Source organism: Burkholderia sp. AU16741, assembly GCF_002223345.1.
In the GTDB taxonomy this organism is placed as follows: domain Bacteria; phylum Pseudomonadota; class Gammaproteobacteria; order Burkholderiales; family Burkholderiaceae; genus Burkholderia; species Burkholderia sola.
In genome coordinates, this window is sequence record NZ_NKEZ01000003.1 from 1,896,752 (window position 1) to 1,908,839 (window position 12,088).

Sequence of the window (12,088 nt, forward strand, 5' to 3'; positions counted from 1 at the left end):
CACTTTTTTGGTTCTCGCACAAGGAAGAAAAAAGCGACACGTCGATGGACGTGTCGCTTTTTGTTTGGGCAACCAATGCGCGAAGCACGCCGCCTGCATATAAGTGGCCGCGCAATGCACGACAGCCGAATGAAGCGGCATGCGCGCCGCTTCAGAACCCCCAGAACATCAGCCACCATGCGCTGTCGACGACGGCCAGCCCGACGGCGAACCACGCGAACGCCGCGAGCCGGCGCGGCCACGCCGCATAGCGCCCCGTGACCTTCCACGCGAGCCACGCACTCCATACGTTGGCGCCGACCAGAATCGCGATGCGCACGTCGGTTGCCCAGCCGAGCGGCACATGCTCGGCGCGCAGCAACGACAGCGTCGTGGCCGACAGCCCGAGGAACACGCCCGCGCCGGCGATCGGGATCAGTGCCTGGGCGAGGTGATGCAGGCGCACGCGATCGAAGCGGCCGAGCATCAGCGTGGCGCCGGCCAGCAACACCAGCAGCGCCGTGCCGTACACGAGCCCCGTGCCGACGATGTAGCTGACGACCAGCCCGCCATCGAGCCAGGAGAACACGTCGTTGCGATCCGGATAGTGCGTGAGCAGGAACCACGGCGCATTGGTCTCGAGCGGCCACGTGATGTCGCGGTCGATCAGCCAGCCCGCGAGCCATTGCTTGATCTGCACGAACCACGGGCTCACGGTCCAGTGGAACGCGCCGATCGCCACGCCGAGCAGGCCGTACAGGATCAGCGCGGTGTCCCACGGGTTGGCCCGCTCCGCCCCGAGGTTCACGACTTCGTCGGACGGCGAGCGCAATGACAGCGAAATCGCGTCGCGGTGCCCGCTGCAGCGGCCGCACATATGGCAGTCCGCCGCGCCCTTCATGTTGCGCAACGGTACCAGCGGTGCGCAGTTGATCGGAATCACGCGATGGCCGTGCTCGCCGTTCTTGTACGAACGGCGCCACGCATCCTCGTCGACCTTGTAGCGCATCGGCGCAAGCCGCGCGAGCAGCCCGAACACGCCGTTGACCGGACACAGATACTTGCACCACACGCGTTTCTCGCGGCCGTACAGCACGCCGATCACGATCGCGCCGACGGTCGAGCCGCCGAGCACGAACAGCACCGCGAGCGGATACTGGTACACGCTCACCATCTGCCCGTAGATCGTCGTGATGCCGAACGCGACGAACGGCCAGCCGCCCCACCGGATCCAGCGCGGGATCGGGCCGCCGCGGCCGAACTTGCTCGCGTATTCGGTAAGCGCCCCTTCGGGGCACAGCACGCCGCACCAGACGCGCCCGAGCATCACCATCGACAGCAGCACGAATGGCCACCAGATGCCCCAGAACGCGAATTGCGCGATGAGCGTGAGGTTGTTCCACAGATGCGCGGAATCGTCCGGCAGCGGCAACACGGCCGGCACGATGATCAGAAACGCGTAGACGGCGACGACGATCCACTGGATACCGCGGATCAGTGCACCGTGGCGCTGCATCCAGTGGCCGGCCTGCGCGAGCCAACCCGGCTTGACGGCGGCGACAACGCTCATGCCGCGCGACCCGCTGCGACGGCCGGACGGCGGCTCGCGCGTTTCATCAGCAGCCAGACGACCGCCCAGTACACCGCATACGCCACAAGGTTGGTCAGCGCCGGATGCGCGCGATAACCGGTCAGCGTCGCGACGAGCGAACCGAAGGTGCCCGAATCATCGAGAATCGCGGACGTATCCCACACCTGCGAGATGCCGAGCGGCAGGATTTCCTTGTCGATCAGCTTGTCGACGCCGGTCTGGAACAGGCCCGCGCCGAGGAACAGCAGCATCACTTCGGTGACGCGAAAGAAATGCCGCCACGAGAAGTACTTGCCGCCGAGCTGCAGCAGATAGAACGTGAGGAACGCGAGGCCGAGACCGATCACGACCGCGAGCATCTGGCTGCCGTCGACGTGGCCCGACTGGCCGAAACCCAGGCCGTACAGGAAGATCACCGTCTCGCTGCCTTCGCGGGCGATCGCGAGCGCGACCAGCACGGCGACGCCCCACCAGTTCGAATCGCGCGTACTTTGCTGCAGCGACTGCTCCATGTCGCGCTTCAGCGTGCGGCCGTGCCGGCGCATCCACAGCACCATCTGCACGATCAGCACGCACGCGATCAGCACCATCGCCGTCTGGAAATAGTCCTGCGCGTCGCCGGACAACACTTCGGTGAACCCGACCAGCGCGGCGCCGAGGCCGACGGCCATCAGCAGGCCGACGCCGACGCCGGCCCAGAGGAAAGGCAGGCCGCGGCGCGCGTCGTCGTCGCCGTTTTTCAGCCATGCATAGAGAATGCCGACGACGAGCAGCGCTTCGACGCTCTCCCGCCAGACGATGAACAAGATCTGACCCATCGATACCTCCTGACGCTCGGGGCAAGGGACTGGCGCGCCCGCGCGCAGATAAAACGCGTTACTTCGCGACGATCACGCCCTGTGCCTGCTGGTGGAAATCGTCGAAAAACTTGTATTCGCCCGGCGACAGCGGGGCGACGACCACGAACGAATCGGCGCCCGGCGCGAGCACCTTCTCCTTGCGCAGTTGCACGCTCTCGAATTCGGCGGCGCCCTTGCCGGTGTTCCTGATCTCGATCTTGAAACGCTGGCCGGCCGGCACTTCGATGCGCGCGGGATTCAGCTTGCCGTCCGTCATCTCGAGCTTGAAGGTCGGCAGATCGGCCGCCTGCGCCGCGCCGGCAAGCCACAGCGCAGCGGCTGCGGCAACGATTTTCTGGGGAATTTTCATTCTGGGTTCTCTACGCCGACGGCGCGCCGAAGCGCGCCGTTCGTAATGCCACCGATCAGTAACCGCCCTTCTTGCCGATACCGGCGAACGGGAAGTCGTATTCGAGCGTGATGGGCTTGAACCACGGGCCCACGCCCGTTTCCTTGTCGACGTGGCGACCGAACGCCATGTGACCGGACTGCATCGGCGGCTTGACGACCATCGTCAGGTGATACTTGCCCGGGCCGGCGAGCTTCACGTTGTCGCCATAGTGCGGGCCGTCGCTCGCGACCATGCCCATCAGGTCGCCTTCGGCCTTCCACTTCGTGTCGCCCTGCTTCGTCAGCTTGTACGTGACCTGCAGGTACGGCATCCAGTCGCCTTCGGCGAAACCGGTCGGGTTGTTCTTGACCGCATGGATGTCGGCCTCGAGGTGGATGTCGGAATCCGACGCCTTGCGCATCATGCCTTCCGGGTCCATCGTGATCGGCTGCAGATACACCGCGCCGATTTCCATGCCGCCCTGGATCTGCTGCTTGCCGATCGGATACTCGGCAGCCGAGGCGGACATCGCGGCCAGCGCCGCCGCTACCGCAACCGTCGTGCGGATGAACGAAGAACCCAACATGGACACTCCTTGTTATTTGTCTGACTATCTTGACGAAACGCGGGCCGCCGCCGGCCGCCCGCTGGAAACACTAACGCGACGAAGAACGTTAATGCGAACTATTCTCAATACATGCGAAGTTTAGCACTGAACCAGTTTCGGAACAAACGGAGAGCGCCGTAAACCCCTGATTCGACAAGGCTTACAGGCGCTTTACCAAAAGGATACGGTGACGTTTGGAAAGATTTACCGGCCGCCGCTGATGTGGTCGCCCACGTTCGCGCCGAACACGCGTTCGCGCAGCACGGCAAGCTGGTCGCGGGTCGCGGCGGCCTTCTCGAATTCGAGGTTCTTCGCGTAATCGGCCATCTGCTTCTCGAGACGCTTGATTTCCTTCGCGAGCTGCTTTTCCGACATGTCCTCGAATTTCGCGCGCTGCTGCGCTTCCTTCAACTCCGCACGCGCGTCGTCGGCGTTGTAGACGCCGTCGATGATGTCCTTGATGCGCTTCACGACGCCGCGCGGCGTGATGCCCATCTTTTCGTTGTAGGCGATCTGCTTCGCGCGGCGCCGTTCGGTTTCGCCGATCGCGCGCTTCATCGATTCGGTCATGTTGTCGGCATAGAGAATCGCCTTGCCGTTCACGTTCCGCGCGGCGCGGCCGATCGTCTGGATCAACGAGCGCTCGGCGCGCAGGAAGCCTTCCTTGTCCGCATCGAGAATCGCGACGAGCGACACTTCGGGAATGTCGAGGCCCTCGCGCAGCAGGTTGATCCCGACCAGCACGTCGAACGTGCCGAGCCGCAGATCGCGGATGATCTCGACGCGCTCCACCGTATCGATGTCGCTGTGCAGGTAACGCACCTTGACGCCATGGTCGGCCAGGAACTCGGTCAGCTGTTCGGCCATGCGTTTCGTCAGCGTCGTGATCAGCACGCGCTCGCCGGCCTTCACGCGCGCGTTGATCTCGGTGAGCACGTCGTCAACCTGCGAACTCGCCGGCCGCACTTCGATTTCCGGATCGACGAGGCCCGTGGGTCGCACGACCTGCTCGGCGATCTGCCCCGTCACGCGCTTCTCGTAGTCGGCCGGCGTCGCCGACACGAACACGACCTGGCGCATCTTGCGCTCGAACTCGGGGAACTTCAGCGGCCGGTTGTCGAGCGCCGACGGCAGGCGGAATCCGTAATTGACGAGGTTTTCCTTGCGCGCGCGGTCGCCGTTGTACATGCCGTTCAGCTGGCCGATCAGCACGTGCGATTCGTCGAGCAGCATCAGCGCATCGGGCGGCAGGTAGTCGACGAGCGTCGGCGGCGGATCGCCGGGCGCCGCGCCCGAGAAGTGCCGCGAATAGTTCTCGATGCCCTTGCAGAAGCCGAGCTCCTGCAGCATCTCGAGATCGAAGCGCGTGCGCTGCTCGAGGCGCTGCGCCTCGACGAGCTTGCCTTCGCGATGGAAGAACTCGAGCCGTTCGCGCAGTTCGTCCTTGATCGTCTCGACCGCGCGCATCACGGTGTCGCGCGGCGTCACGTAGTGCGACGATGGGTACACGGTAAAGCGAGGAATCTTCTGCCGCACGCGCCCGGTCAGCGGATCGAACAGGTGCAGCGTCTCGACCTCGTCGTCGAACAATTCGACGCGCACGGCCATTTCCGCGTGTTCGGCCGGGAAGATGTCGATCGTGTCGCCGCGCACGCGGAACGTGCCGCGCTGGAAATCCTGCTCGTTGCGCGTGTATTGCATCGCGATCAATCGCGCGATCACGTCGCGCTGGCCGAGCTTGTCGCCGGTGCGCAGCGTCAGGATCATCTGGTGGTATTCGGACGGATTGCCGATACCGTAGATCGCCGACACCGTCGCGACGATCACCACGTCGCGGCGCTCCATCAGGCTCTTCGTCGCCGACAGCCGCATCTGCTCGATGTGCTCGTTGATCGACGAATCCTTCTCGATGAACAGGTCGCGCTGCGGCACGTAGGCCTCAGGCTGGTAGTAGTCGTAATACGAGACGAAATACTCGACCGCATTGCGCGGGAAGAACTCGCGGAACTCCGCGTAAAGCTGCGCCGCGAGCGTCTTGTTCGGCGCGAACACGATCGCCGGGCGGCCGAGCCGCGCGATCGTGTTGGCCATCGTGAAGGTCTTGCCCGAGCCGGTTACGCCGAGCAGCGTCTGGAAGGCAAGGCCGTCGCCGACGCCTTCGACGAGCGTGTCGATCGCGGTCGGCTGGTCGCCCGCGGGCGGATAGGGCTGGTAAAGCTGGAACGGCGACCCTTCGAAAGTGACGAATTTGGATTCGTCGAGCGCGTCGCCGACTTCGGCATGATGTTCGGACATGGAATGCGGCCGGAGCAAGGGCAAAGAAAGCATTCTAGCGCTTCGCGGCCGCGCGAACTGCTGTCGGCTCCTGACGCGCGACGGCCGCCCGGAATCGCGATTCGCCGCCCTCATCGCGACGGAATCACCGCCCCCGTCAGCACGAATTCGCTACAATGTCAGGCTGCTGCGCTTTCCGGCGTCGCGCCGCAGGCGCGGTTCACCGCGCCCGCCCCGCCGGTTGAAAGCCTGACCCTCTTTTCACTACTGCCGAATCATCATGTCGCTCTTCTCCGCTGTCCAGCTTGCTCCCCGCGACCCGATCCTGGGCCTGAACGAAGCCTTCAACGCCGATGCGCGTCCGACCAAGGTCAACCTCGGCGTCGGCGTGTACACGAACGAAGACGGCAAGATTCCGCTGCTGCGCGCGGTGCGCGACGCGGAGAAGGCGCGTGTCGAGGCCGGCCTGCCGCGCGGCTACCTGCCGATCGACGGGATCGCCGCCTACGATGCGGCCGTGCAGAAGCTGCTGCTCGGCAACGACTCGCCGCTGATCGCGGCAGGCCGCGTGGTCACGGCCCAGGCGCTGGGCGGCACGGGCGCGCTGAAGATCGGCGCCGATTTTCTGCGCACCTTGAACCCGAACGCGAAGGTCGCGATCAGCGATCCGAGCTGGGAAAACCACCGCGCGCTGTTCGAAGCGGCCGGCTTCGAGGTCGTCGCGTACCCTTACTACGACGCAGCCACCCACGGCGTGAACTTCGAAGGCATGCTGTCGGCGCTGAACGGCTACGCGGCCGGCACGGTCGTCGTGCTGCACGCGTGCTGCCACAACCCGACCGGCGTGGACCTGACCGAAGCGCAATGGCAACAGGTCGTTGAAGTCGTGAAGGCGCGCAACCTCGTGCCGTTCCTCGACATGGCCTATCAGGGCTTCGGCGAGAACATCGAAGCCGATGCCGCTGCCGTGCGCCTGTTTGCCGCGGCCGACCTGAACGCGTTCGTGTCGTCGTCGTTCTCGAAGTCGTTCTCGCTGTACGGCGAGCGCGTCGGCGCGCTGTCGATCATCACGTCGAGCAAGGAAGAAGCCACGCGCGTGCTGTCGCAACTGAAGCGCGTGATCCGCACGAACTACTCGAACCCGCCGACCCACGGCGGCGCGGTGGTCGCAGCGGTGCTCGCGTCGCCGGAACTGCATGCTTCGTGGGTGCAGGAACTCGGCGAAATGCGCGATCGCATCCGTGCGATGCGCAATGGTCTCGTCGAGCGCCTGAAGGCAAGCGGCGTCGATCGCGATTTCAGCTTCATCAACGCGCAGCGCGGGATGTTCTCGTATTCGGGCCTGACCTCGGCACAAGTCGATCGCCTGCGCGACGAGTTCGGCATCTATGCGGTCGGCACGGGCCGGATCTGCGTCGCCGCGCTGAACACGCGCAACCTCGACGCGGTCGCCAACGCGGTCGCAGCGGTCCTGAAGTAAAGCTGCACCGGGCGGCGGCTGTCACCGGCCCCGCCCTGCCGACATGAAAAACGCGCTCCACGGAGCGCGTTTTTTGTGCCGTCCAGCGCGACGGGCGGCGACACCGCCCGCACCCGCGTCACTGCATGAACCAGCCGTGGCTGACGACGAACGACTGGCCGGTGAGCGCGGCGCTTGGGAACGCCGACAGGAACAGCACCGTCTGTGCGACGTCCTGCACCGTCGTGAACACGCCGTCGACCGTGTTGCCCAGCATCACCTTCTTGATCACGTCCTCTTCGCTGATGCCGAGCTCCTTCGCCTGCTCCGGAATCTGCTTGTCGACCAGCGGCGTGCGCACGAAGCCCGGACACACCACGTGCGAGCGCACGTTGTGCTTCGCGCCTTCTTTCGCCAGCACGCGCGCGAGACCCAGCAGCCCGTGCTTGGCCGTCACGTAGGCCGACTTCAGCGGCGACGCCTCGTGCGAGTGCACCGAGCCCATGTAGATCACGACGCCGCCGCGATCGTCCTTGTACATGTGCTTGAGCGCGGCCTTCGTCGTCAGGAACGCGCCGTCGACGTGGATCGCCTGCATCTTCTTCCAGTCGGCGAACGAGTAGTTCTCGATCGGATTGACGATCTGGATGCCGGCGTTCGACACGAGGATGTCGACCGAGCCGAACGCCTCGGCCACCTTGTCGATGCCGCTGTTCACGGCGTCTTCATTGGTCACGTCCATCGCGACGCCGATCGCCTTGCCGCCCGCCTTGACGATCTCGTCGGCGACCGCGTTCGCGCCGTCCTGGTTCAGGTCGGCGATCGCGACGGCCGCGCCGGCCTTGGCCAGCTCCAGCGCGATTTCCTTGCCGATGCCGCTCGCGGCGCCCGTGACGACTGCGGTCTTGCCGCTCAGATCTGCTGCCATGTCCGTCTCCTCCCGTTATCGGATCGATAAAACACGCGCCCGCCGCATCCGCGTTCAGCACGACATCGCAGCGGCGGGCCAGCCGTCATTGTGCACGATCGGCCCCGCCGTTCGTGCGCAAAACGTCTAAGCTTAAGGTCGGTTCCGTTCAGCAGGAGAGTCTCATGCACTATCGACGGCTAGGCCGCTCCGGCCTGCAGATCAGCGCGCTTTCGCTCGGTTCGTGGGTGACGTACGGCAACCAGGTCGACCAGCGGGTCGCGCGCGAATGCCTCGCCGCGGCACGCGACGCGGGCGTCAATTTCTTCGACAACGCCGAGGTCTACGCCGGCGGCAAGTCCGAGGAAATCATGGGCCACGCGCTCAAGTCGCTCGACTGGCCGCGCGTCAGCTATATCGTGTCCACGAAGTTCTTCTGGGGGCTCGCGGAAGCCCCGAACCAGTATCACACGCTGAACCGGAAGTACCTGCTGAACGCAATCGACGGCTCGCTGCGCCGGCTGCAGCTCGACTATGTCGACCTGGTCTATTGCCATCGCCCGGATCCGCATACGCCGATCGAGGAAACCGTCTGGGCGATGAGCGACATGATCGTGCGCGGCAAGGCGCTGTACTGGGGCACGTCGGAATGGAGCGCCGACGAGATCCGTGCAGCGTGCGAGATCGCCGAGCGCCACCATCTGCACAAGCCGGTCGTCGAACAGCCGCAGTACAACCTGTTCCACCGCACGCGGGTCGAGCAGGAATATGCGCGGCTTTACGACGATTACGGCCTCGGCCTCACGACCTGGAGCCCGCTGGCCTCGGGTCTGCTCACCGGCAAGTATCGCAACGGCGTGCCGGCCGGTAGCCGCGCGCAGTTGCCGGGCTACGACTGGATGCGCGAACGCCTGACCGATCGGGCCGCCAACGACATCGTCGAACGGCTCGGCGAGATCGCGGCCGAGCTCGGCTGCAGTACCGGCCAATTGGCCATCGCTTGGGTGCTCGCGAATCCGCGCGTGAGTTCGGTCATCACGGGCGCATCGCGGGTCGACCAAGTCGGCGACAACATGCGCGCGCTCGACGTTGCGGCGAAGCTGACGCCGGATGTGAAACAACGCATCGAGGCAGTGGTCGGCGACGCATACGTGTGAGGCGACGCGCGGCCACTCGCGTACAATACGCGGCCGCATCGGCGCCCGGCCTCACCGCCGCGCCCGATCGACCGCTTTCATCGATTCACCTTTCGTTTCAGGCAGCCAGCCATGCTCAGTTATCGTCACGGTTTTCACGCAGGCAACCACGCGGACGTGCTCAAGCACGCCGTCGTCGTCCAGCTGCTGCGCTACCTGAACAAGAAAGACAAATCGTACTGGTACATCGATACGCACGCGGGCGCCGGCGTGTACTCGCTGCGCGACGGTTATGCAGCGAAGACGTCGGAATTCGATACCGGCATCGGCCGGCTGTGGGACGAAAAGAGCCTGCCGGAGGCGCTCGGCGACTATGTGGACGAAGTCCGCGCGCTGAACGACGACGGCGAACTGCACTTCTATCCGGGCTCCCCGTACATCGCATGGCGGTCGATGCGCGAGCAGGACCGTATGCGCCTGTTCGAAATGCACACGACGGAAATCGATGTGCTGCGCCACAATTTCCGCGATGCGGGGCGACGCGCGATGATCTTCGCCGGCGACGGTTTCGAGGGTATCAAGGCGTTGCTGCCGCCGCCGCCGCGGCGCGCACTCGTGCTGATCGATCCGTCCTACGAGGACAAGAAGGATTACGCGCGCACGGTGAGCTGCGTGACGGAATGCCTGAAGCGTTTCGCGACCGGCTGCTATGCGATCTGGTATCCGCAGGTCGCGCGGACGGAATCGCAGCGCTTTCCCGAGCAGTTGAAACGCCTGCAGCCGAACAACTGGCTGCACCTGACGCTGACGGTGTCGAATCCGCCGGCCGACGGACTGGGCCTCTACGGCAGCGGGATGTTCATCCTGAATCCCCCGTATACGCTCGCTCAGAGCATGAACGAGGTATTGCCGTACCTGGTCGAGAAGCTGGGACAGGATAGCGGCGCCCGGTTTCAAATCGAGCACCGCGGAAACTGACCGGGCGACGGTCGTTACGGCTACGGCCGGGGCGCGAGCCTCGGCTGGTTGGTGGGCTGCCCGCCCCACGCGGGAACGTTGATATACGGCGCGACGAACAGCGGAACCGACGTGTTCGGCCCCTGCCCGGCCGGAGCCCGCATGCCGGCCGGCTCGACGATCGGTTCCTGCGATAACGGGGCCGTCTGCAACACCAACCCACCCTTGCCGTCCTGGATACCGCGCTGCGTATCGAGAACCAGTGGCCTGGACGACGTCGCGGCACCGGCCGCGAGGCCATGGACGAGCACGACCGCACCCAGAACGAGACGCGCGCGGGCACTGCGACGCACATCGAAACGCAAACCCATGATCGTGTCCTTCACAAGGAAAAGCAGGTCCACACCATAGCGCTGCACCGATGATTTCGCCAGATCCGGCGCACAAAAAACAAAGCCCCGTCAATACGGGGCTTGCTTATCGCTCGGTGCCGCGCGGCACTGACGGTGACTCCGATTACAGCGAGTAGCCGTTGGTTTCGAGCGAGCGGATGCGGCTCTCGAGCTGGACGATGTCCGACGAAGTGGCGAGGTAAGCCTCACGGCGCTCACGTTCTGCGGATTCGAACCAGTTGCTCAGCTTTTCGACGATGTAGGCGATCATGACGTTCTCCAAGGAAGAGGGACCCCTGGTGAATCGAGATTCAGGGATTTCCCGTATAGGGTTATCCCGAATTATAGCGACGCCGCACCAAGATGCCAGTGAAAAACTTGCATGGAGACCATTCCAATTTGGAATGGCGACGATTGAACCGCATATAACCCTTTGATTTATAATCATATTCGGCCTGAGCACATTTTGAGGCTCGAGCGCACGCACTAATTTGGTTCAATAGCGGCGTCGGCCAAGCGCGCCAAAATCGGGCACTCAGGCCGGCCGTCACCATGACAGTGCGCGGCCAGATCGGCCAGCGTGTCGCGCATGTCGCTCAACTCCGCGATGCGTTTGTCGAGTTCGGCCACGTGCTCAAGTGCGATCGATTTCACTTCGGCGCTGGCGCGTGAGCGATCCTGCCAGAGCATCAGCAGCTTGCGAATGTCCTCCACGAGAAAGCCGAGTCGGCGCGCCTGGCGGATGAACCGCAGGATATGGATTTCGTCCGCGCCGTAGATGCGGTAGCCGGCATCGGTACGCTTGCTCGGCGCAAGAAGGCCAACCTGTTCGTAGTACCGGATCATTTTGGCGCTGACTCCGGATTCGCGCGACGCGTCGCCGATATTCATTCCCCGCCCCTCTCCATCAAGCCCCGTTCGAACACGATCATCGACAGATGCCCTCGTCGACGACACTTCGATCGTATCAAATCGCGGAGCTTCGTTCCGGAGGAAGGCTGGGCAGCAGGAGCGCGGATGATCTGATCTGGCGTGTGCACGCTGTTGGGTTACGAGGAATGGGGGCGCTTCGCCGTATGCTTTTTAGGACGCTGAAATGCAAAAACCCCCGCCTTGTCGGGCGGGGGTTTCTGGCTAAGGGAGCCTGACGATTACCTACTTTCACACGGGAATCCGCACTATCATCGGCGTAGAGTCGTTTCACGGTCCTGTTCGGGATGGGAAGGGGTGGGACCGACTCGCTATGGTCATCAGGCAAAGGGGGTTGTTGTGCTGGCTTCGCAGCACAACCAATCTGGGAAGAAGCAGTAATTTAGTTGGGTTGTGAGCTGTATCTCACACGTACGCGGTACTTCAACCGTCGCACGTCGAGTGCCTCGCACTCGACGCTCGATGTCCGTAAGCGCTAAAGCGCTAACGGGCATCGAGACAGACTTGTTATAGGATCAAGCCTTACGGGCAATTAGTATCAGTTAGCTGAACGCATTACTGCGCTTACACACCTGACCTATCAACGTCCTGGTCTCGAACGACCCTTCAAGGGGATCTAGTCCCCA

The 12,088-nt window shown here is 63.9% G+C and carries 12 protein-coding genes and 2 rRNA genes; 3 read left to right on the forward strand and 11 right to left on the reverse strand.

Annotation, left to right across the window (positions count from 1 at the left end):
• Positions 1 to 151: 151 nt before the first annotated feature.
• The 5 genes from CFB89_RS11260 to uvrB all read right to left on the reverse strand — a co-directional run bounded on the left by CFB89_RS11260 (position 152) and on the right by uvrB (position 5,702).
• Positions 152 to 1,549 (reverse strand): 4Fe-4S binding protein, encoded by a 1,398-nt coding sequence (locus CFB89_RS11260; protein WP_089467874.1) that lies wholly within the window; start codon positions 1,547 to 1,549, stop codon positions 152 to 154.
• The gene (locus CFB89_RS11265) at positions 1,546 to 2,388 is read right to left on the reverse strand and encodes an FTR1 family protein (RefSeq protein WP_027784952.1); all 843 of its coding nucleotides are present in this window, start codon (positions 2,386 to 2,388) and stop codon (positions 1,546 to 1,548) included. Before CFB89_RS11265 ends, CFB89_RS11260 begins: the two co-directional genes overlap by 4 nt.
• A gap of 58 nt (positions 2,389 to 2,446) precedes the next feature.
• A complete protein-coding gene (locus CFB89_RS11270) occupies positions 2,447 to 2,779 on the reverse strand; it encodes a cupredoxin domain-containing protein (RefSeq protein WP_027810193.1) in 333 nt (110 codons plus the stop codon).
• 55 nt (positions 2,780 to 2,834) lie between these two features.
• Entirely contained in the window at positions 2,835 to 3,386 is a 552-nt protein-coding gene (locus CFB89_RS11275) for an iron transporter (protein ID WP_006483880.1), read from the reverse strand.
• Between the two features lie 225 nt (positions 3,387 to 3,611).
• Positions 3,612 to 5,702: an excinuclease ABC subunit UvrB gene (gene uvrB, locus CFB89_RS11280; protein ID WP_050018183.1), complete on the reverse strand. Its 2,091-nt coding sequence runs from the start codon at positions 5,700 to 5,702 to the stop codon at positions 3,612 to 3,614.
• Between the two features lie 259 nt (positions 5,703 to 5,961).
• Between uvrB and CFB89_RS11290 the strand changes: the two genes are divergently transcribed.
• Positions 5,962 to 7,161 (forward strand): amino acid aminotransferase, encoded by a 1,200-nt coding sequence (locus CFB89_RS11290; RefSeq protein ID WP_089467875.1) that lies wholly within the window; start codon positions 5,962 to 5,964, stop codon positions 7,159 to 7,161.
• A 118-nt stretch (positions 7,162 to 7,279) separates the two neighbouring features.
• Here the strand turns inward: CFB89_RS11290 and CFB89_RS11295 are convergent, their stop codons facing one another.
• The gene (locus CFB89_RS11295) at positions 7,280 to 8,068 is read right to left on the reverse strand and encodes a 3-hydroxybutyrate dehydrogenase (RefSeq protein WP_089467876.1); all 789 of its coding nucleotides are present in this window, start codon (positions 8,066 to 8,068) and stop codon (positions 7,280 to 7,282) included.
• Positions 8,069 to 8,232: 164 nt separating this feature from the next.
• On the opposite strand from CFB89_RS11295, the gene CFB89_RS11300 reads away from it, so the two are divergent.
• Both CFB89_RS11300 and CFB89_RS11305 read left to right on the forward strand, forming a co-directional pair.
• The gene (locus CFB89_RS11300; RefSeq protein WP_089467877.1) at positions 8,233 to 9,204 is read left to right on the forward strand and encodes an aldo/keto reductase; all 972 of its coding nucleotides are present in this window, start codon (positions 8,233 to 8,235) and stop codon (positions 9,202 to 9,204) included.
• Between the two features lie 111 nt (positions 9,205 to 9,315).
• The gene (locus tag CFB89_RS11305) at positions 9,316 to 10,161 is read left to right on the forward strand and encodes a 23S rRNA (adenine(2030)-N(6))-methyltransferase RlmJ (RefSeq protein WP_089467878.1); all 846 of its coding nucleotides are present in this window, start codon (positions 9,316 to 9,318) and stop codon (positions 10,159 to 10,161) included.
• A 20-nt stretch (positions 10,162 to 10,181) separates the two neighbouring features.
• Here the strand turns inward: CFB89_RS11305 and CFB89_RS11310 are convergent, their stop codons facing one another.
• From CFB89_RS11310 to CFB89_RS11330, 5 genes are all read right to left on the reverse strand, one after another.
• On the reverse strand, positions 10,182 to 10,511 hold the full coding sequence (locus CFB89_RS11310) for a hypothetical protein (protein ID WP_089467997.1): 330 nt from the start codon (positions 10,509 to 10,511) through the stop codon (positions 10,182 to 10,184).
• Between the two features lie 145 nt (positions 10,512 to 10,656).
• A complete protein-coding gene (locus CFB89_RS11315; protein ID WP_006478295.1) occupies positions 10,657 to 10,803 on the reverse strand; it encodes a DUF3563 family protein in 147 nt (48 codons plus the stop codon).
• A gap of 215 nt (positions 10,804 to 11,018) precedes the next feature.
• On the reverse strand, positions 11,019 to 11,423 hold the full coding sequence (gene cueR, locus CFB89_RS11320) for a Cu(I)-responsive transcriptional regulator (protein ID WP_089467879.1): 405 nt from the start codon (positions 11,421 to 11,423) through the stop codon (positions 11,019 to 11,021).
• Between the two features lie 251 nt (positions 11,424 to 11,674).
• Positions 11,675 to 11,787, reverse strand: a 5S ribosomal RNA gene (rrf, locus tag CFB89_RS11325).
• A 186-nt stretch (positions 11,788 to 11,973) separates the two neighbouring features.
• Positions 11,974 to 12,088 (reverse strand): 23S ribosomal RNA (locus CFB89_RS11330); the annotation flags it as partial.